The sequence below is a fragment of the Petroclostridium xylanilyticum genome (assembly GCF_002252565.1).
GTDB lineage: Bacteria > Bacillota > Clostridia > SK-Y3 > SK-Y3 > Petroclostridium > Petroclostridium xylanilyticum.
Genome location: NZ_NPML01000004.1, coordinates 208,296 through 230,450 on the forward strand (window position 1 = coordinate 208,296; position 22,155 = coordinate 230,450).

22 protein-coding genes are annotated in these 22,155 nt (G+C 34.0%); all 22 read left to right on the forward strand.

What is annotated here, in order from left to right:
• The first annotated feature begins 116 nt into the window (after positions 1-116).
• Positions 117-881: a ribonuclease HII gene (locus CIB29_RS02960; protein ID WP_242965035.1), complete on the forward strand. Its 765-nt coding sequence runs from the start codon at positions 117-119 to the stop codon at positions 879-881.
• An 11-nt stretch (positions 882-892) separates the two neighbouring features.
• Positions 893-2,311 (forward strand): hypothetical protein, encoded by a 1,419-nt coding sequence (locus CIB29_RS02965; protein WP_094546606.1) that lies wholly within the window; start codon positions 893-895, stop codon positions 2,309-2,311.
• A 3-nt stretch (positions 2,312-2,314) separates the two neighbouring features.
• Positions 2,315-2,611 carry an EscU/YscU/HrcU family type III secretion system export apparatus switch protein gene (locus CIB29_RS02970; RefSeq protein ID WP_094546608.1) on the forward strand — a complete coding sequence of 99 codons (297 nt, stop codon included), beginning with the start codon at positions 2,315-2,317 and terminating at the stop codon, positions 2,609-2,611.
• Complete coding sequence (locus tag CIB29_RS02975) at positions 2,598-2,969, forward strand: YraN family protein (protein ID WP_094546610.1); 372 nt, start codon at positions 2,598-2,600, stop codon at positions 2,967-2,969. The genes CIB29_RS02970 and CIB29_RS02975 overlap by 14 nt, the downstream gene beginning before the upstream one ends.
• 137 nt (positions 2,970-3,106) lie before the next feature.
• Entirely contained in the window at positions 3,107-4,051 is a 945-nt protein-coding gene (locus tag CIB29_RS02980) for a dipeptidase (protein WP_341444360.1), read from the forward strand.
• A 135-nt stretch (positions 4,052-4,186) separates the two neighbouring features.
• A complete protein-coding gene (locus CIB29_RS02985) occupies positions 4,187-5,386 on the forward strand; it encodes a pyridoxal phosphate-dependent aminotransferase (RefSeq protein WP_094546612.1) in 1,200 nt (399 codons plus the stop codon).
• Positions 5,387-5,499: 113 nt separating this feature from the next.
• Entirely contained in the window at positions 5,500-6,930 is a 1,431-nt protein-coding gene (gene purB, locus CIB29_RS02990; protein ID WP_094546613.1) for an adenylosuccinate lyase, read from the forward strand.
• Between the two features lie 150 nt (positions 6,931-7,080).
• On the forward strand, positions 7,081-7,905 hold the full coding sequence (gene proC, locus CIB29_RS02995) for a pyrroline-5-carboxylate reductase (protein WP_242965036.1): 825 nt from the start codon (positions 7,081-7,083) through the stop codon (positions 7,903-7,905).
• Positions 7,906-7,936: 31 nt separating this feature from the next.
• On the forward strand, positions 7,937-9,004 hold the full coding sequence (locus tag CIB29_RS03000; protein WP_094546615.1) for a DUF3866 family protein: 1,068 nt from the start codon (positions 7,937-7,939) through the stop codon (positions 9,002-9,004).
• A 144-nt stretch (positions 9,005-9,148) separates the two neighbouring features.
• Positions 9,149-9,766: a stage II sporulation protein M gene (gene spoIIM / locus CIB29_RS03005; protein WP_157910190.1), complete on the forward strand. Its 618-nt coding sequence runs from the start codon at positions 9,149-9,151 to the stop codon at positions 9,764-9,766.
• A 238-nt stretch (positions 9,767-10,004) separates the two neighbouring features.
• Positions 10,005-10,889 carry a site-specific tyrosine recombinase XerD gene (gene xerD, locus CIB29_RS03010; RefSeq protein ID WP_094546618.1) on the forward strand — a complete coding sequence of 295 codons (885 nt, stop codon included), beginning with the start codon at positions 10,005-10,007 and terminating at the stop codon, positions 10,887-10,889.
• Between the two features lie 129 nt (positions 10,890-11,018).
• On the forward strand, positions 11,019-12,344 hold the full coding sequence (locus CIB29_RS03015) for a pyrimidine-nucleoside phosphorylase (protein ID WP_094546620.1): 1,326 nt from the start codon (positions 11,019-11,021) through the stop codon (positions 12,342-12,344).
• Positions 12,345-12,504: 160 nt separating this feature from the next.
• On the forward strand, positions 12,505-13,662 hold the full coding sequence (locus CIB29_RS03020; RefSeq protein WP_242965037.1) for a D-alanyl-D-alanine carboxypeptidase family protein: 1,158 nt from the start codon (positions 12,505-12,507) through the stop codon (positions 13,660-13,662).
• A gap of 126 nt (positions 13,663-13,788) precedes the next feature.
• Entirely contained in the window at positions 13,789-15,093 is a 1,305-nt protein-coding gene (lysA, locus tag CIB29_RS03025) for a diaminopimelate decarboxylase (protein ID WP_094546623.1), read from the forward strand.
• Between the two features lie 324 nt (positions 15,094-15,417).
• The gene (locus CIB29_RS03030) at positions 15,418-16,068 is read left to right on the forward strand and encodes a site-2 protease family protein (protein WP_198543722.1); all 651 of its coding nucleotides are present in this window, start codon (positions 15,418-15,420) and stop codon (positions 16,066-16,068) included.
• A 63-nt stretch (positions 16,069-16,131) separates the two neighbouring features.
• Positions 16,132-16,875 carry a segregation and condensation protein A gene (locus CIB29_RS03035; RefSeq protein WP_094546627.1) on the forward strand — a complete coding sequence of 248 codons (744 nt, stop codon included), beginning with the start codon at positions 16,132-16,134 and terminating at the stop codon, positions 16,873-16,875.
• 5 nt (positions 16,876-16,880) lie between these two features.
• Positions 16,881-17,420 carry an SMC-Scp complex subunit ScpB gene (gene scpB / locus CIB29_RS03040; protein ID WP_094546629.1) on the forward strand — a complete coding sequence of 180 codons (540 nt, stop codon included), beginning with the start codon at positions 16,881-16,883 and terminating at the stop codon, positions 17,418-17,420.
• Positions 17,421-17,513: 93 nt separating this feature from the next.
• Positions 17,514-18,179: a DUF2953 domain-containing protein gene (locus CIB29_RS03045; protein WP_094546631.1), complete on the forward strand. Its 666-nt coding sequence runs from the start codon at positions 17,514-17,516 to the stop codon at positions 18,177-18,179.
• 321 nt (positions 18,180-18,500) lie between these two features.
• Positions 18,501-18,962 (forward strand): GerW family sporulation protein, encoded by a 462-nt coding sequence (gene ytfJ / locus CIB29_RS03050; RefSeq protein WP_094546633.1) that lies wholly within the window; start codon positions 18,501-18,503, stop codon positions 18,960-18,962.
• Positions 18,963-19,050: 88 nt separating this feature from the next.
• Positions 19,051-20,214, forward strand: coding sequence for a D-alanyl-D-alanine carboxypeptidase family protein (locus CIB29_RS03055; protein WP_094546635.1), 1,164 nt, complete (start codon positions 19,051-19,053; stop codon positions 20,212-20,214).
• 68 nt (positions 20,215-20,282) lie between these two features.
• A complete protein-coding gene (locus tag CIB29_RS03060; RefSeq protein WP_242965038.1) occupies positions 20,283-21,011 on the forward strand; it encodes a pseudouridine synthase in 729 nt (242 codons plus the stop codon).
• 163 nt (positions 21,012-21,174) lie between these two features.
• Entirely contained in the window at positions 21,175-22,002 is an 828-nt protein-coding gene (gene speE / locus CIB29_RS03065) for a polyamine aminopropyltransferase (protein WP_094546636.1), read from the forward strand.
• The last annotated feature ends 153 nt before the right edge of the window (positions 22,003-22,155 follow it).

A 22,155-nucleotide genomic window follows, 5' to 3' on the forward strand; every position in this document is an offset into this window, starting at 1 on the left:
AGCAGCTTTATTGCATCTTTAATTTTAAAAAATTGCAGGAATTTTCTTTATTAATATCGAATCAATAATATTAATCAAAAATTGGTGGAAGGAATATACACATGAACTATTCAAATATGAAAGCTAAAGAAATTAACACTTATCTTAATAATTTACCTATAGATGAATTAGAAAGGGAAATAAATATTTTAAAAAATGATATGCGCCCTTCGGTTATAAAGCTTGTTACTAAGTATAGCAAGACTTTAGACAGGCATTTCAAGGAAGTAGAACGCATTCATCAGCTTTCCCGGTATGAGAATGAACTTTATGAAAAGGGAATAAGATATATTGCCGGTGTAGATGAAGCCGGAAGAGGTCCGCTGGCAGGTCCGGTTTTTGCGGCAGCAGTAGTATTGCCACCAAATACTTACATTGAGGGTATTAATGATTCAAAAAAGTTGAGTGAACGCAAAAGGGAAGAGTTATATGAAATAATTATTAGCAAAGCCCTTGCCTATAATATTACAAGTGTTACGGAGAAAGAAATAGATGAAATAAATATTAGAAATGCAGCTCACAAAGCGATGCTTGAAGCAATTAATAGTCTTAAAGTTCGTCCTGATCACGCATTAATAGACGGTGATGAAATTAAGGGTATGTTTTTACCTTGTACTGCAATTGTAAAAGGCGATAGTTTAAGTATCTCTATTGCGGCAGCGTCTATCCTTGCCAAAGTAACAAGAGACCGGTATATTAAAAAATTTGACAGCATCTATCCTCAATATGGTTTTGGGAAACATAAAGGTTATGGAACAAAAGAACATATTCAAGCAATAAAAACTTATGGTTTATGTCCTATACACAGGAAAAGCTTTACATCAAAATTTGTAAGTATTTAGTGGTGATAAATATGAGAATTGATGGTTTTAAGGAATTTCAACAACTAAATATTTCAACCCTAAATCATTTAATAACCAGGTTAGACATTGGAGAAACGGTAAGGGTTCAAATCACAGGTGTATCGCCCAGGCTTTTAAGCTTGCGTCTGCCTGATGGAAGCAATATAAATGCTGCCGGCATGATCCCTATTGATGTAAATATAGGTGATTTTTTAGATTTAATCATAAAAGCAAAAACAGACTCTCAGATTTTTGTAGAAATTTTAAAAGAAACTCCAATTTCTAATGAAATTAAAACTGCAGACTTAAAAGATACCCTCATGTCTCTCAATATTTTTCCTGAACATAAAAATATTGAAATTGCCAAAGGAATAGTAAAAAACAATATACCTTTTACCAAAGAAAATTTCAATTCCATGCTAACTTTATTGAACAAATTCAGCCATATAGAACCGGATAAATTATTATTTTTATTTAGTAATAATATTCCTGTCAATGAAAAAAACATAGCAATGTTTAATAAATATATTGAACATAAACAGCTACTTGGCGGAAGCCTTGAAAAATTGACACAACAATTAACACAATTGGAAGATGCAACGACTCCAACCGGGCATGTTAATATAAAAGATCCTTTAACCGCAAGCAGTATAGATGATAAGAACGGGCTAAAGCACGAAAATAATGGTATTAAATTTGTAGAGGGCGACACAGCACAAATAAAAGGAGAACAAGTTGAAAATTTTACTAAGCCATACCTAAACAGTGAAAATGATCAACTACTATCAAACATAATTGATAATAAAGAAATAAATCATTTAAAAGAGCTTATTGCATCATTAATTAAAACGGTAGACAAATCTAAGGCTGACAACCTTCCGGAAGAAATTAATGCATCAAAAGTTATTAGAAAAACAATGGATGTTTTGGAAACTATTAAAACAAAAATAGCAGGCTTAAATGCAAGTGAGAAAAATGATATCCTGGATACCGTTAATGATATAGAGGAAAGCATTCATTTTCTCCATCAGTTGAACAAATTTACTGCTTTTGTTCAAATACCTGTAAATATCAATGATTATAACACTACAGCAGAATTATATGTATTTAAAGATACCCGGGGCAAAAAGAAAATTGATCCGTCCAACGCGACCATATTTCTTTCCCTTGCTACAGCGAATCTTGGACAGATAGAGGCATTCATTAGTATTATCAATAAAAATGTAGAATGCAACTTTCAAATGAAAGAAAAGGAAACCTTAAGCTTTATAAAAAATAATATTACCCCATTATACAGTCTTTTGGAAGGCCATGGCTATAAGCTAATTAAAGTAACCTACAAGGAAGTTACCGAAAAGACAAACATTATGAGTGCACAGCAATACGGTAAACAGGCAGGCAAGAGATATTCTTTTGATATAAGGGTGTAGGCTATGGATAAAGAAAAAGGAAAAATAAAAGAAGCAGCAGCCATAAAATATGAGCCGGGAGACCGTGCTCCAAAAATATTGGCTTTAGGCAAAGGTAAAGTGGCTGAAAATATTATTAAAACGGCAGAAGAAAATAAAATACCGGTTCATTATAACCCGGAAGTGGCACACATGTTAAATTTACTTCAAATTGGAGATGAAATTCCTCCAGAATTATATGAAGTGGTTGCCCAAATACTTATTTTTGTTAGTGATTTGGATAAACTTAAAGGAGAGATTCACAAGGTTGGAAAACTATAAGAAGGTCATTGGCAACTTTGGAGAAGAGCAAGCTGTAAAATTCTTACTGAAAAATAAATATGAGATTTTAGAAAGAAACTTCCGCTGTAAGTTTGGGGAAATAGATGTCATTGCAAAGGATGGAGAATATATTGTATTCATTGAGGTAAAAACCCGTAAGAATACCGAATACGGCATACCGGCAGAGGCCGTAAACTATTATAAACAGAAAAAAATTATTCAAGTTGCCCGATACTATCTTATGAATAAAAAGTATACTTCAGGCATACGCTTTGATGTGGTTGAAATCATAGCGAAAATACAAAATGATAAACCCGTAATGCAATCTATACGGGTAATCAAAAATGCATTTCAGTAATAATAGAGTGTATTTAATATTCTCCAAAAATAAAATAACCCTCAGAATTAAGGGGTGCATTTAATTTAGTTGATGAATATTATGGAAAGAACGTTGCGGAAAGGCTTAGAGCCTGTTAACGAAGCGGAGGAGATAATGTGAAAGACATCATTTTATTTGATGCCCATTGTGATACCATTACAAAAATCATGGAGAAGAAGCAGGGACTTTATAGAAATGACTGCCATTTAGACATTACCCGCATGAGAAAATTCAAGGGGTTTATTCAAATATTTGCCGCCTGGATTGATCCTAAATATTGTCCCCACAGCGCACTTAAGAGAAGTTTACAAATTATAGATGAATTCTTTTTTCAAATTGAACAGAATAAGGAGTACATATCCTTCGTAACAAATTATCAACAAATGATGGAGGCAATCGATAACAATAAAATAGCAGCTTTTCTTTCTATTGAGGGAGGCGAAGCGCTTCAAGGGGATCTTAGTGTTCTAAGAATGTTATATAAATTGGGAGTCCGAAGTATTTGTCTGACATGGAACGGGAGAAATGAGATAGCGGATGGTGTAGGTGAAGAGTGTACAAAAGGAGGGTTAACTGTCTTTGGTAGAGAAGTGATAAGAGAGATGAACAAACTGGGCATGCTGATTGATGTATCCCACCTTGCACCTGAAGGTTTTTGGAATGTGGTTTCTACCAGTGCTCAACCAATTATGGTGTCCCATTCTAATTCAAAAAAGATATGTAACCATAAAAGGAATCTAACAGATGAGCAATTTAAAGCTGTAATAAAAAGTAGAGGTGTTGTAGGAATCAATTTGTATTCAGATTTTCTTAATGAAAACGGCCAAGCTGGCGTCCATGATGTCGTAAGACATATTGAACATTTTATGAGCCTGGGGGGAGAAAATAATATTGGCTTAGGAACAGATTTTGATGGAATTGGCAAAACTCCATATGATATAAACGATGTGAGGGACCTTGAAAGTATATTTGATGCTCTTTTACAATTAAATTATAAACAAGAGCAGGTAGAAAAAATTGCAGGGAAAAATTTCATGAGATTAATTAGTGAAATCCTGTAATTTTGAATAAATTTAATAAAAAACTTGCATTTTTAGAGCATATATAATAATATAATACTGTGAATTAAAGCATTAAATGAATTTCAATTAATATAATAATTCAATAGTTAAAATTATATCAATGGAGGTATAAAAATGAGCTTATTTTTATCAAAAAAAGCTTTGTCAATCAGTCCGTCTTCCACCCTGGCAATCGATGCAAAATTTAAGAGTATGAAGGCTAAAGGAATAGATGTGGTTGGATTTGGCGCCGGAGAGCCTGATTTTGATACTCCTGCCCACATCAAGGAGGCTGCAATTAAAGCCATAAACGAAGGTTTTACCAAATACACTCCGGCCTCCGGTATGCCTCAGCTTAGAGAAGCGGTTTGCAGAAAATTTAAAAGAGATAACGGTTTGGATTATTCACCTGAACAAATTGTGGTTAGCAATGGTGCTAAACATTCGCTGGTGAATGCATTCATGGCAATTTGTGACCCTGGCGATGAAGTTATAATTCCCGCTCCTTTTTGGGTCAGCTATCCTGAAATGGTAAAGATGGCAGATGGGGTGCCTGTATTCCTCAATACTAGCGAAGAAAATAACTTTAAATTTACGGTTGAAGATTTAAAAAAAGCAATTACTGCAAAAACCAGGGCTCTGGTATTGAACAGCCCGAGCAACCCTACAGGAATGGTATATTCCAGGGAGGAATTAAAGGAAATTGCTGAAGTAGCTGTACAAAATAACATCTATATTATTTCTGATGAAATATACGAAAAGCTTATATATGATGGTATGGAGCATACAAGTATCGCCACATTTGGGGATGAAATCAAGGACCTTACAATTATCATTAATGGAGTGTCCAAAACTTATGCCATGACCGGATGGAGAATTGGTTATACTGCATCCAATGCAAAAATAGCAAAGGTTATGGGTAGCATTCAGAGCCATGCAACTTCAAACCCTAATTCAATAGCCCAGGTTGCTGCCATCGCAGCACTGGATGGTCCTCAGGACGATATTGAAGTGATGAGAAAAGCATTTATTGAACGAAGAGACTATATGGTGGACAGGATCAATTCTATCGAAGGATTATCATGTTCCAAGCCGCAGGGAGCTTTTTACGTCATGATGAATATTAAAAGTATACTAGGAAAAGAATTTTATGGAAGAGTTATAACAAATTCTGACGAATTTGCAGATGTTCTTTTGGAAAAAGCCAATGTAGCCTTAGTACCCGGGTCTGGTTTTGGCGCAGAAGAATATGTCCGATGGTCTTATGCAACATCCATGCAAAATATTGTTGAAGGGTTAAATAGAATTGAAAAATTTATAAAAAAAGAGTTATAATAGAAAAGTAATCAGTTAGGAGTGGGGAGAGTATTTTTATTCTTAACCCACTCTATTTTGATAGATAATATAAAATAACTTTTTCAAAAATTATAACTGAAAGGAAGATGATTTTGAAAAATACCTATGAAAGTCCTTTTAATTCCCGGTATGCCAGCAAAGAGATGCAAGAACTTTTTTCTCCCGATATGAAATTTAAAACATGGAGAAAACTCTGGATAGCTTTGGCAGAAGCAGAAAAAGAATTAGGACTTAATATAACGGATGAACAGATAGAAGAACTAAAAAAATTCCAGGATGATATCAATTATGATGTTGCTGCCAAACGCGAGGCTGAAGTCAGACATGATGTAATGGCCCACGTATTCGCTTACGGTGAGCAGTGTCCAAAAGCGAAACCTATTATACATCTTGGCGCTACATCCTGTTATGTAGGAGACAACACCGATATCATTATTATGACTGAAGCTTTAAAACTGGTGAAAAAGAAGATTATTAATGTCATGAACCTCCTTGCAAATTTTGCAATGGAATATAAGGATTTACCTACCCTTGCATTCACTCATTTTCAACCGGCCCAATTGACAACTGTCGGTAAGCGTGCATGTTTATGGCTTCAAGATTTAATGATGGACTTGGAGGACATTGATTTTCAACTTTCAAAAGCAAAATTATTGGGGTCAAAAGGTACCACCGGAACTCAAGCCAGCTTCCTGGAATTATTTGATGGGAATCATGAAAAAGTAAAGAAGCTTGATGAACTCATTGCCAGGAAAATGGGATATGATAGCGTCTTTCCGGTATCCGGACAAACTTACCCCAGAAAATTAGACAGCCAAATTCTTAGCGTACTTAGCGGTATTGCACAAAGTGCTTATAAATTCAGTAATGATATTAGACTGCTTCAACACCTGAAGGAAATAGAAGAGCCTTTTGAGAAAAATCAGATAGGCTCTTCGGCAATGGCTTATAAGAGAAATCCGATGAGAACTGAAAGAATCTGTGCTTTAGCAAGATATGTAATCATCGATGCCATGAATCCTGCCATTACAGCATCTACTCAATGGTTTGAAAGGACCCTGGATGATTCTGCAAACAAACGTATAAGTATTCCTGAAGCATTCCTTGCAGTGGATGCTATTTTGAATATTTACATTAATGTTGTTGACGGCTTGGTTGTCTATCCTAAAGTAATTGAACAACATATCAACAATGAACTGCCTTTTATGGCTACAGAGAATATTATGATGAATGCCGTGAAAAAGGGCGGCGACCGTCAAGAACTGCATGAAAGGATTAGGGTTCATTCCATGGAGGCTGCAAAGCAGGTAAAGGTTGAAGGTAAGGAAAACGATTTGATTGAAAGAATCGCAAAAGATGAAATGTTTAATCTTAATTTAGAAGAATTAAAAGAAATTCTAAATCCGCATAATTTTGTAGGAAGAGCTCCACAGCAGGTAAACGAGTTTATAAAGGAATATATAGAACCGGTATTAAAAGCAAATCATGATTTGCTTGGAGTGACGGTAGAATTAAAAGTTTAATAATCACTTTTATACACCGGATTTTTTTCGGTGTTTTCTTTTTTTTGTATGATATTGCTAAATCGTAGATAAAATAGTAATATAGTGGATAGTGGACTCTGGGTTGCTATTATCACCGGTCTTACTATAAAAATTAGGGGGGCTTTACGAATGGAATTAAGTAAAATGAAAATAGGATTTATTGGAGCCGGCAATATGGCCACCGCAATCATCAAGGGGTTGGTTAAGGCTGCAATCGTGGATAAAAAAAATGTACTTGTCAGCGATTTGAATTGTAATAAATTAAAGGCAATGGAAGATATGGGCATACAAGCTGCCAGTAACAATATTGCTCTTGTTGAAAACAGTGATATTATTATCCTTGCAGTAAAACCGAATATTTACAATGTTGTATTAAAAGAAATTTCGAGCATTGCAAATATAACAAATAAAATTTTTGTTTCAATCGCTGCAGGAATTTCAATAAAATACATCAAGAGCTTTTTTAAAGAGGATGTAAAAGTAATTAGGACCATGCCTAATACTCCTGCTTTAATAGGAGAAGGAATGACGGTAACTTGCTATGAACCACCGGTTACCGAATATGAATTTGCATTAGTAAACGAGATATTCAAAAGTATTGGTAAAGTTGAATCAATCAATGAAAATTATATGAATGAAGTAGTTGCAGTAAATGGCAGCAGTCCGGCTTATGTTTATATGATGATTGAAGCTATGGCAGATGCTGCCGTTATTAGAGGAATTCCAAGGGATATGGCATACAGGCTTGTTTCTCAATCTATCATGGGAGCAGCAAAAATGGTGCTGGAAACCGGCAAACACCCGGGAGAGTTAAAAGATGCAGTCTGTTCCCCTGGCGGTACAACTATTCAGGCAGTATATCAGCTGGAAAAAAGCGGATTCCGTTCTTCATTGATGGACGCAATGGAAAAATGTACCGAAAAGGCTATTGAGTTGAGCAAAAAATATATCTAAAAATATTTTAAATCTGGTTAGGGAGATTATATTGATTAGAAAAAGGTTGGCTATTGTCCGTGAAATACTGGATGTTGACAATGATATCACTGAACTGCTGGTTGAAGTGGAAAATGACTTTCAGAAAGCATTAAACTATAATAAGATTACTGGGAATGCCAAAGTTGGTGATAAAGTCTTACTGAATACAAATGCGGTTTATTTAAACCTTGGCACCGGAGGACATCATTTTGTAATTTGCAATTATAGCAATACCAATGGTGAGTTTACTACAGCCTCAGGGCATATCATTAAGCTGAGATATACTCCAATACAGTTGAAATGCTTAACTGTTGAGGAACCTCAAAGTCCTTATCATCAAATCATCCAGGGTAAGGATAATATAGAAGGAATGAAAGTTTTAATTGCACCTTTACACAGTATGCTATCTCCGGCTGTCCATGTTCTTAAACACTACCGCAAAGACTTAAAAATCTCTTATATCATGACGGACAGCGCATGTTTGCCTATTGCTTACAGCAAGACAGTTAAAGCGTTAAAGAACCAACAGTTGCTGGATTATACGATTACTTGCGGACAGGCATTCGGCGGAGATTTTGAGTCTGTAAATGTTTATACAGCACTTATAGCAGCCAGATATATATGCAAAAGTAATATGGCTGTTATTGCGCCCGGACCGGGGGTAGTTGGTACAGGTACCATGTTAGGATTTTCAGGTATTGAAGAAGGTCATATTATCGATGCAGTAAATACATTGAAAGGTGTTCCTATTATTATTCCAAGAATAAGCTTTGCTGACAGCAGAGAACGTCATAAGGGCATCAGCCATCATACTCTAACCATTTTAAGTAAAATATCGTATTCTTCTGCCTTTATAGGTATTCCGATTTTACAAGAAGAAAAAAGGAATATCATCACCAGGCAAATAATAGATAATGGTATAGATAAAAAGCACCGGATTAAGTATGTCAAGGAACAAACGCTGGATATCCTTGAACGAAGGAATGTTTCTGTCAAAACGATGGGAAAAGGAATAAACCAGGACCCTGATTTTTTTAAAGCGGTTGGTGCAGCAGCTACTCTTGCATTAAATATTTAAATTAATTTATTGTGCAAGACAAATATGATGGAAAGAACGTTGTACCTATTTTATTTAAAATTATGTAATTTTTCTCCTCCTCTACGCATAGAATTTCTATGAAAGCACTGGAGGGGATAGAGCTTGACGAGGACTCTGAATGATGTGATAAAAAACCACTTTATGAAAAATTTAATGTTATATATTATTACAATTTTATCATTTACAATTGGTATAGCTACAGGAGCTTTTACTGTTAATGCACTGAGTAATTCACAGGTAGAAGAACTCTTTTCATATATCCAGGAATTTTTTTATATTGTTAATACACAGAACGTTAATGCTTCAGAGCTGTTTAAACTGTCCATTTTCAACAATATTAAAACATTAGCATTGTTGTGGATACTGGGTATTACTGTAATTGGAATTCCCCTTATTTTAATTATAATAGGTATAAAAGGGTTCATGATAGGCTTTACAGTTGGTTTCTTAATTAAATGTCTCAGTTTTAAAGGCGTACTGTTTACATTCCTTGGTATATTGCCTCAAAGTTTGATTATAATTCCGTGTTATATTGTTTTGGGAATTATTTGCATCAATTTTTCTCTTTCTATGATAAGAAACAAAACAAAAATAAAATATAGAAGAGAAGATATCAAAACACAATTTTTATCGTATAGTACACTTGTCCTATTAATATTTTTACTTTTAACAATCGGTAGTATTATTGAAGCATATATAACGCCTGTTTTTATTAAATCAATTACAGTAACTTTTATATGATTTTGGAATTAATTGTATAAGCTTAATAAACTATGTCAATAATAATTTAACGAAAGTAATTAAAATATTTTAAAATACTTATTGGATTAATACTTTATCGCTTATGTTAAAAAAATGTAATTTTATGCAGGAATTTAGAAAAATTTGAAGAATACTATGTACAAATGTTAAATTTTTCTGTAAAATATATTTAATTGAAACATCGCTATCAACTAAATTGTGAAGGAGATCGTTGAAAATGGAAGTTCTTGTTCAAAAATTTGTTGATTTTCTTGAGAATGAGAAAGGGTTATCGGACAATACCCTACAATCTTATCGGAGAGATGTACAACAGTACATATCCTACTTAAAAGAAATGAATATCTCAAACATTGCAGGTGTAAATAAAACTGCGGTTATTACATACCTTTTGTATCTGCAAAAAAAGGGAAGAGCTACTTCTACAATTTCAAGAAATCTTGCTTCAATTCGTTCTTTTTACCAGTATTTAAATAAAATTAATATCGTTGAACAAGACCCAACACAAAACCTTGAATCTCCTAAAGTTGAAAAAAAACTTCCTCAAATTTTATCTACACAAGAAGTTGAACTACTGTTAGAACAACCTAAATGTGTTGATCTTAAAGGTTATAGAGATAAAGCAATGTTGGAACTGTTATATGCTACTGGTATCCGTGTTTCTGAATTAATATATCTGGATCTGGAAGATATTAATCTTGAAATGGGATTTATTAAATGTAACAAGGGAAATAAAGAGAGAATTATCCCATTAGGTACTATTGCAGTTAGTGCTCTGGAAGATTACATAAATAAAGCAAGACCCATGATGATACAGAATCCCAATGAAAAAGCTCTTTTTGTAAACTGCAATGGTCGAAGATTAACGCGTCAGGGATTCTGGAAAATTATAAAGCTATATAAGAATCAAGCAAAAATAAATAAAGAAATCACTCCCCATACACTTCGGCATTCTTTTGCTGCACATCTTTTAGAAAATGGGGCAGATTTGAAATCAATACAAGAAATGTTAGGGCATTCAGATATATCTTCAACACAAATTTATGCCCAGCTAACAAAAAATAAAATAAAAGAGGTATATAAGAAAACACATCCAAGGGCTTAATAGGGCCCTTTTTGTATTAATAATATGAAAATAGTGGGGGGTGGATAGTGGGGAGTGGGGAGTAAAACCGAAACCACAAAAAAGTCCGTTTTAGCAGGAAATTTTTTGAATTACAGGAGGGTAACCGGGATGAGAATGTACGATATTATTGCTAAAAAAAGAGATGGGATGGAACTTACCGGTGACGAGATTGAATTTTGGGTAAAAGGCTACACAAATGGGACTATTCCTGATTATCAAATATCAGCTTTGCTCATGGCAATTTTTTTGAAAGGAATGAGTAAAAGAGAAATAGTAGATTTAACAATGTCTATGGTTGAATCAGGGGAAATATTGGATTTATCCAATATTTCTGGTATAAAGGTAGATAAGCACAGTACAGGGGGAGTAGGAGATAAAACTACCCTTGTTTTAGGTCCATTGGTTGCTTCTGCTGGTGTTCCCGTGGCCAAAATGTCGGGAAGAGGATTGGGACATACAGGTGGTACGATAGATAAATTAGAATCAATTCCCGGTTTTAATACTCAAATAGACCAGAAAAAGTTTATAGATTGTGTGAACAAAGTGGGTATTGCGATAGTTGGCCAAACGGGAAATCTGGTACCTGCAGATAAAAAAATTTACGCATTAAGGGATGTAACTGCAACAGTAAATAATATACCCCTTATTGCCAGCAGTATAATGAGCAAAAAAATTGCTGCAGGCTCGGATGCAATCCTGCTAGATGTTAAAACCGGCAGCGGAGCTTTTATGAAAGATGTTGACACGGCTTTTGAATTGGCCCGGGAAATGGTTGAAATAGGTATGGGAGTTGGCAAAGATGTTATTGCAGTGATTAGTGACATGGACCAGCCACTAGGTTATGCTGCAGGCAATTCCCTTGAAGTAATGGAAGCCATAGATACACTCAAAGGCGCAGGTCCACAGGATCTTACAGACTTGTGCCTTACCCTGGGGGCTTATATGTTGATATTAAGCAAAAAAGTACATTCCGTAGAAGAAGGTAAAGTAATTTTAAATGAAAAACTTCAATCCGGGGAGGCACTTCAAAAATTATCACAATTGATAGAAAGCCAGGGGGGAGAAAAAGCTGTAATAAATAATTACAATCTATTTCCTCAAGCAAAATATATAGTTGATGTTCATTCTGCAACTGAAGGTTATATATCCCATATTGACAGCGAAAAAATAGGAATTGCAAGTTTGGTTAGTGGCGCCGGACGAGTTACCAAAGAGAGTTCTATAGATTTAAGTGCAGGAATCGTCTTAAACAAAAAATTGGGAGATAATGTTGCGAAAAATGAAACACTGGCAACTATTTATACAAATAATGAATCAAAAATAAACGAGATAGCCGGTTTGATTTTAACTGCCTATCGCATTACCGGTGAACCTGTACAGGCAAATAATTTAATTTACGGCGTTGTAGATAAAAATGGAATGCAAAAATTTTAAATTAGCTTAGTTCTTGGAATCATATTTAAGTTAGCACAACGCGTTAAATTAATAAAATAAAGATGGCAGCTTATCTTTTAAAAGATTAATCCAAGTTTGCGAATAAGATGAAATATTACTGCATAACATAAACTAAGGAAAAAACCAGGAGGTTATGATTATGAAAAGATTATTTAAACTAATTTCTTTGGTTTGTGTTATATTATTACTTTTTAACTATTCAGCATTTGCAAAAGCTGAACCTGCCAATGACCTGAACATACAGGCCAAATCAGCAGTTTTAATGGAGGCATCTACCGGAAAAATCTTATATGAACAAAATAGTCATGAAAAATTACCGCCAGCTAGTGTTACTAAAGTAATGACAATGCTTCTTATCATGGAAGCTATTGATAATGGAAAGATTTCCTTTGATGATATGGTTGCATCCAGTGAGTATGCAGCTAGTATGGGAGGTTCCCAGATCTACCTTGAACCAGGGGAGCAAATGTCTGTTCATGATATGTTGAAAGCTATTGCAGTAGCTTCGGGAAATGATGCTTCAGTTGCAATGGCTGAACATATTTATGGAAGTGAAGAAGCTTTTGTGAAAGCCATGAATGACAAGGCCAAAGAGTTGGGAATGAATGATACTAATTTTGTCAATTGTAATGGACTTGATGCGGATAATCATTATACCAGTGCATATGACATAGCGCTGATGTCAAGAGAACTTTTAAAGCATCCCAAAATTCATGATTACTTGACCATATGGATAGATTCACTAAGAGATGGAAAATTTGGTTTGGCTAATACAAATAAACTTATAAGATTTTATCCAGGAGCAAACGGAATCAAAACCGGTTCCACCGGTAAGGCGTTATATTGTCTGTCTGCCTCTGCCAAAAGAGATGGTATGCAATTAATCGCTGTAATTATGGCAGCTCCAAATACCAAAGAAAGGTTTAACGCTGCTACCAAGCTTCTTGATTATGGTTTTGCAAACTATTCTATTGTTAGTGGTGCAAAAAAAGGAGAACTTGTTGGTGAATTGGATGTATTGAAGGGAATAACAAATAAGGTAAATCTAGTTGCTGCTTCGGACTTTAATGCACTAATCAAAAAAGGCCAGCAAGGTAATATTGATAAAAAGGTAAATATTGCTGATAACTTACATGCTCCCGTTGAAAAAGGCCAGAAGGTAGGAGAGATTGTATTTTCTGCAGGTGGAGAAGAGGTTGGGAAAGTTGACGTCATTACTTCGGAAGCAGTTGAAAAAGTATCAGTTGACAAGGTTTTTATTAAATTAGTAAAACATTGGTTAAATGCAAGAAAATAATCGTTAAAATTCAGAAAGGCTTCCTTAAGGTTTATCTTGAGGGAGCCTTTCTGCAGTTAGCAAACTTGACACTTGCAAAAAAGTATGTTAAAATTTCATAAATATTTCCTATAAGGCGGTGTAAACATGTTTGTATCTGAATGTTTAAAAGTAAATAAATTGAATCATCTTGAAATTGGAGGCTGTGATGCAGTTGAACTTGCAAAGGAATATGGTACTCCATTATATATCATGGACGAGGGATTAATCAGAAAATATTGCAAAATATACAAAAATTCGATGGATAAATATTATGATGGAAACGGACTTGTGCTGTATGCAAGCAAAGCATTTTGTACCCTCTACATGTGCAAGATTGCAGAACAAGAGGGTTTGGGACTGGATGTCGTCTCTGGCGGAGAACTATATACCGCATTGAAAGCTAAATTTCCTGTCGAAAAAATTTATTTCCACGGGAATAACAAAACCTATGATGAATTGCAGTTGGCAGTTGAAAATAACGTTGGCAGAATTGTTGTAGACAATACGTTTGAGCTGGAAATTTTAAATGAAATAGCAGCAAAAATGAATAAGAAAGTAAAAATTCTATTTAGAATCAAACCTGGTATCGATGCACATACGCATGATTTTATTCGGACAGGACAGATTGATTCTAAATTTGGTGTTGCCCTTGAAACAGGTGAGGCATTAGACATAGTGGAACATGCTCTTCGCCTTGCTAATGTTGAAGTAATAGGACTGCATTGCCACATCGGCTCACAGATATTTGATCTTGCACCCTTTGAACTGGCTGCTAAGGTTATGATGAATTTTATTGGAGACTTAAAAGATAAGTTTGGGTTGGAGATTAAAGAATTAAACCTTGGTGGGGGGTATGGCATCAAATATATTCCCGAACATGACCCTATTGAATATGATAGTTATATTGAAGCGGTTTCCAAGGTGGTAAAACAAGTCGCCCGGGAAAGAGGCGTACAATTACCTTTTATTCTCATGGAACCCGGAAGATCCATTGTAGGCCCGGCAGGAATTACTGTGTACACGGTAGGTGCAGTTAAACGGATACCTAACGTTAGAAAATATGTTTCTGTTGATGGCGGTATGGCAGATAATCCAAGATATATACTTTATCAATCCCCATATGATGCTGTACTGGCAAATAATCCTACTGCAGAAAAAGTTGAACCGGTAACGATTGCTGGAAAATGTTGCGAATCAGGAGATTTATTAATCAAAGATATCATGATGCCCCCAATAAAACCGGGAGATTATTTGGCAGTACTGGCAACGGGAGCCTATAACTACTCAATGGCAAGCAATTATAATAGAATCCCCCGTCCTCCTGTTGTCATGGTTCATGATGGTAAAGCGAAATTGATTGTAAAAAGGGAAACCTATGAAGATATCGTTCAAAATGATATACTAGATTAAGCGTATTTATAAAAAGCACGGAGTACCGTGCTTTTTTACTATTTTTACTATATATATAACACTAAGTATGTTACATTATTGTTATTTTGTTCACGGTTCACAGTTCTCAGTTCACAGAAATTAGCCAAGAAAATCCTGTGAACCGTGAACTGTGAACTAAAATAGACAATGTAAAGTACGTGGAACAATGCACCTTTGTCCAACATAATTTTGTTTTTTAATAACAAAATATGGACACAATAGTTTATAAATACTATAATATACATAGATTTAAAATTATCTGTAAATTAAATGTAATCTATGAAAAAGACAGGATGTGATTTTTTGATCAGAGGAATTGACCCGCTAGAGTTATTGTTAAGTATTCCGGCTTTATTATTAGCAATTACTTTTCATGAATTTGCTCATGGATACATGGCAGATAGATTAGGTGATCCTACTCCCAGATATTATGGGAGACTGACGTTAAATCCTTTAAAGCATCTGGATCCTTTGGGAACAATAGCACTGCTGTTTCTTAGGTATGGGTGGGCCAAACCCGTTCCTATAAACCCAGCATATTTTGATAATAAGAAAAATGGTACTGCACTTGTGGGGTTGGCAGGGCCATTAGCAAATATGATTCTGGCATTTTTGGCGCTGGTTATAAGTAAAATACTGAATCTAAATATATTGGCATATTCATATTATTCTGGTTACACCAGTTATTTTGGGCAAATTCTATTTTATATTCTGGTATATAATATAGGCTTGGCCATTTTTAACCTGATACCCATTCCACCACTGGATGGTTCAAAAATATTTATTTCACTTTTACCGCCAAAATGGTATTATAATATATTACAGTATGAAAGCTATGGACAAGTTATATTGCTGTTATTGTTATTTTCAGGCATGTTAAGTCCTGTTTTAAGCTTCTTATTTAAAATAGTACTAAGCATTATGCTGAGTATTATAAAGATATTACCGATTTAGAAAATATCAAAATCTTCGGTTTTGCTCGTTATAACATACCAATAAACAACGAAGGATAATATTATGAACAAGTTATCTTTTAAGTTAGAAATGTTTGAAGGACCTCTGGATTTACTTATGCATTTAATAGAAAAGAATAAGGTAAGCATATACGATATTCCTATTGCTGAAATTACTGATCAGTATTTAGAGTATTTAAATCATATGTCAGGAATTGACCTTGAAGTATCCAGTGAATTTCTTGTATTAGCTGCACAATTGCTGTATATCAAATCAAAAATGCTTTTACCGCAATATAAAGATACCGAAGAAGAGGATGGTGACCCACGACAGGAGCTAATAGAGAAATTGGTGGAATATAAGAGATATAAGGAATTATCTGTATTTCTTGAAGAAAGGGAAAATAAGTATAAGAATATTTTTTTTAAAAATGCTGATGAAATTGAAATTTCCGAGGAAAATTATAATCTCATTCATTTATCTGTCAATGATTTGGTAGCAGCCTTTAACAAGATCCTTTTAAGGAATAATAGGATTAACCCTCCTTCTCAAAAAACTTTTGAAAAAATTGTTGGCAGGGAAAAAGTATCTGTAAGTGCAAAAGTAAAAGAAATATTAAACTTGCTATCTAAAAAAAAAGAAATACGCTTTCTGGATATCTTTAAAAATCTGCGGTCCAGAGCAGAAATTGTAGCAAGTTTTCTTGCAGTACTTGAATTAATCAAATTAAATAAGATAATTGCAGAACAAAGAAAAATTGGGGAAAACACTTGCATTTATATTTATCATTCAAACAAAGAACGGTGAGGTAGATGGATATTAAAGAAATAGAATCAATCATCGAAGGTATCCTTTTTGCTTCCGGAGATGCCGTACATATAGAGAAGCTTTCCGATATTTTGCAGATAGATAAAAATACTTTACGTTCCATCATGAATAGGATGATGGATTATTATAGTTATGAGAGACGTGGAATTCAAATTATTGAGATAGATAATTGCTACCAATTATGCACCAGACCGGAATATTATGAATATATCCGAAAACTTGTCGAACCAAAGCATAAACAGGGTTTATCCAACGCTGCTTTAGAAACACTTGCGATAATTGCATATAATCAACCTGTCACCAGGAGTGATATTGAACAAATCCGGGGCGTAAATTGTGACAGTGCTTTAAATCGATTACTGGATAGAGGATTAATAGAAGAAAAAGGAAGGCTGGATGCACCTGGAAAACCTATTTTATATAGAACCACCCGGGAATTTCTTCGCTGTTTTGGATTAAGGTCATTGGAAGAGCTGCCGCAAATGCATGGTTTGGATGAGCTTACAATACTGGAAAAAGAATGAAATTTTACACATTTAGCTAGCACTGCAAATAAATTTCATTCACTGGTATTTTATACTTATTTGTGGTAATAATACCTAGATGAGGTGCTTTCTATGATTTTCCTTGTAATTATCTGTATTTTACTTATTATTTTATTGTTTATTAAAATAAATATTAGTATTGAGTATTTACGAACGGGCGATAATGATAGAGCTATTTTAACCTTTTCAATTATTAAAAATTTAATAAAACTTGATATGCCTTTTATTGATATCAGTGAAAAAAAAGGTTTTTTAGGAATGAAGTTTTCAAAAAAATATAAGGTAAAGGATGATAAAACTGTTTACGAAAAAGAAAAATCTTTTATCAGTTTTTCAAAACTAAAGGATATGCTTGAGAAAACATATACAACCTATTATACATATAAAGATATTTTAACTTCAGTTCGTAATTACTTAAGAAAAAGAATAGTATGCAACGATTTTATATTTCATTTGGAATTTGGATTAGGTGATGCAGCATTAACCGGGATTGCAAGTGGGCTGATCTGGGGAGCAAGTTACAGTATTCTGTCAATAGTTGGAAACCATTCAATATTAAAAAATACTGATATAAAAATAAGCCCTGTTTTTAATGAAATTAAATTTCATGTAAAGTTCTATTGTATATTTACTATAAGAGTTGTACATATTATTATTGTATTTCTTATATTTTTATTTTCTCTTTTTAAAGTATGCCTGGTTAAGAAAGCATCTTCCAGTGAATTAAGTGTAAGCTAAAACTAAAGTATTAAATTTTTTAATTAAAATATCGATAACCAATATTAAAATTATAAATAATAAATAAATTAATGTAGTTATCGATGAATTAACCAACTTTAAAACTATATAGTTCATAGTTCACAGTTTATAGTTCACAGTTCACAGTTCACAGTAGCAAACGATTTAATAGCCTTTACTGTGAACCGTGAACTGTGAACCGTGAACTGTAAACTTATTGACTTTATCTGCCATGTAAAATCATTATCAGTAAATATATAAATATTTAACTTTAAAGTTGGTTAATTATAAAAATAAAATAATATTTAAGGCGGTGACAAAATGTCTGAACATCCAATACAAGGGTTAATGGCAACAGCAATGCAAAGCATCAAGGATATGGTAGACGTAAATACGATAGTAGGAGATGCAGTAGAAGCTCCTGATGGAACAGTCATAATACCCATTTCAAGAGTATCCTTTGGTTTTGCTGCTGGTGGTTCTGAGTTCGGGAGGGTATCAAGAGAAAAAAGTGATGAAAAAGAAACCTCTCCTAAACTTGCTTTTGGTGGAGGTAGTGGAGCAGGTGTTACAATTCAACCTGTCGCTTTTATGGTAGTAGGGCAGGGACAGATAAAATTACTCCCTGTAAATACTAATTCCTCAGTGGATAAGATACTTGACCTTGTTCCTGAGTTGATTGAAAAAATCAATGAAACTGTTAGAAAAAAAGTAAGCATTAAAAAGAAAATTGAAAAAGCTGATGGAGAAAAAAACATTACTACTGAAGTTGAAAATGAATAAATATTGGATAAAATACGCATAAAATGGTCACCTGCTCATATACATTATATATGTATGGTAAACTACATAAATGGGCAGGTGATTTTTTTTGAAAAAAATAATTGCGCTATTTATAATAATTTTAATGATTACACCATGGACTTGTTATCCTGTTTTTGCTGGAACGATTGATGTATCTGCTGCTTCAGCGGTTGTTATGGATACTGTAACCGGAAGAGTAATATATGAGAAAAATGCTCACCAAAAGCGTTCGATGGCCAGCACTACAAAAATAATGACTGCTATTGTTGCCTTGGAAAAGGGCAATTTGGACGATATCGTTAAAACAAGCGCTAAAGCAGCTCATGTAGAAGGTTCTTCTATTTGGTTGGAAGAGGGAGAAAAACAAAGGCTTGAAGATTTAATATATGGCTTAATGTTAAGTTCGGGAAACGATGCTGCAATCGCGATAGCTGAGCATATTGGGGGCTCGGTGGAAGAATTTGCAAAGATGATGACCCAAAAAGCAAAAGATATCGGGGCTATTCATACAAGTTTTAAAAACCCCAATGGCTTGGATGAAGATGGTCACTACACTACTGCCTATGACCTTGCGTTGATAACCAGGTACGCTTTGAAAAATAAAAAGTTTGCCGAAATAGTAAAAACTGAAAAAAAGAAAATTCCCTGGGAAGGCCATAAATGGGATAGGTTATTGGAAAATCACAATAAATTATTAAAAACGTATGAAGGTTGTGATGGTGTTAAAACGGGATACACAAAAAAAACCGGCAGGTGTCTTGTTTCTTCTGCCACGAGAAATGGGTGGCAGGTTGTTGCAGTAACGCTAAATGCACCAAATGATTGGGAAGACCACAAGAAAATGCTGGATTATGCATTTAACAAATATAAATTACAGACAATTTGTGAAGAAGGAGATTTGATGAAAACTCTCCCCGTGTTAGGCGGAAAAAAAGATAAGATTTCTCTTGTTGCCTCATCGACAGTATCTCTCCCGCTAATAGAAGGAGAAAAGGATAAGATTGAAATAAAATATGAAGTTCCTGACTCCGTAACTGCTCCGGTAAACTATGGACAAAAAGTGGGGAAAATTGATATTTATTTAGAAGAAACCAAATGTGCAAGTATTCCCTTAATATCCATTGATAATGTAGAACGAAGAGATTGGAAGCTGTCTTTTGAAAAAATAGCAAAAAACTGGATGATGATGTTTGCTAACAAGGATCTAATATTAAAAAATTTATTTGATTAAACCTGAAAACAGTCGGATGTTCCGGCTGTTTTTTTGTTATAATATACTAATGAAAGTGAGGGAGTAATATGGAAGAAGATAATGTGATGCGGCTGCAAAAATTCATAGCCCTTTCGGGTTTTGCTTCACGTAGAAAGGCAGAAGAAATCATTCTTGAGGGCAGGGTAAAAGTCAACAATCAAATTATACAGACATTAGGCGAGAAGATAAATATAAAAACTGATATCGTTGAAATAGATGGAAAACGCATAGAAATTTCGGCAAATCATATTTATATTATGCTTAATAAACCTGTGGGTTATGTAACCACTGTTTCAGATCAGTTTAATAGGCCTACTGTTATGGATTTAATAAAAAATGATATTAAAATGAGATTATATCCGGTAGGTAGATTGGATTATGATACTGAAGGACTGTTATTACTGACGAATGATGGGGAACTTACCTACAAGCTCACACATCCCAAGCACAATATTGAAAAAGTTTATATTGCAACGGTAAAAGGAATACCTGCTAAAGATGAATTACAAAGATTCAGGGAAGGGTTATATATTGATGATTATCTCACCGCTCCGGCAAAGATTGAAATTATTAAAATTATGAAAGGAAGTTGTGAATTAAAAATAGTCATTCATGAGGGAAAAAACCGCCAGGTAAGAAAGATGTGCGAAAAAATTGGACATCCTGTTATAAAACTAAAAAGAATTGCAATTGGAAACCTCCATTTAGGGAATTTACCCCTAGGGAAATGGAGACATTTAAAAGATGTTGAAGTAAATTTTTTAAAAAAGATTTGATATATTTTAGGTTAAATAACGTATAAAAAAAAGAATGTCAAAAAAATAATATACTGAATGAAACACTAAAATTTCAGAGAGTTTCTTGGGTTAAAATGTTCCATTTTTCGAGTTTATCTGATATAATCACTAACGGATAAAATTTTAAAGGAGTGACAATAAAATGGAGTTATGGTACACAGAAAAACAAACTCCCAATGTGGGGATTACCTGTAAGGTTAGCAAAACTTATCATACTGAAAAGACAGACTACCAGGATTTAGCACTAATTGAAACTGAACAATTTGGAAGAATGCTTGTTTTAGATGGGACTGTTCAGACTACAATAAAAGATGAATTTGTTTACCATGAAATGATTACCCATATACCTCTTTTTACCCATCCAAATCCTAAGAAGGTTCTGGTAGTAGGTGGAGGCGATGGAGGAGCAATAAGAGAGATTTTAAAGCATCCAACTATAGAAAAGGCTGTACTTGTAGAAATTGACGGTTCAGTGGTAGAAGTAAGTAAAAAATATCTTCCTGAGATAAGCTGTGCTTTAGAAGATAGCAGAGTAGAAGTTGTCATTACTGATGGCATAAAATACGTGCAGGAACATAAAAATGAATTTGATCTAATTACTGTTGATTCAACAGATCCTGTAGGACCTGCGGTAGGACTTTTCGCCTTGGATTTTTATAAGAGTATCTTTGAAGCTTTAAAAGAAGATGGAATTTTTGTTGCACAAACGGAATCTCCATTTTATAATAATGACTTAATTTCGAGAGTCTTTAAAGATATAAAATCAGTCTTTCCAATAACACGTTTATATCTCTGTTCCATTCCTACCTATCCAAGTGGGTTATGGAGTTTTACTCTCGGTTCTAAAAAATATGATCCATTAGAAGTTGATACAGGTAAAATACCTGAGTTAGATACTAAATATTATTCTGGTAGAATACATAAATCTGTATTTGCTCTTCCAAAATTTGTTGAGGACCTTGTGAAATAATACAGAGCCCAGGTTTAACATCCTGGGCTATATTCTTAGAAAAATATATTTAAAATTTTTTTATTTTTTAGCAGGAAAAAAAGATATTTATGTCGAATACAAGAAAATGGGGAAATTTGTTATGTTTTTCTGTTTGTTTATTTTGTAACAATG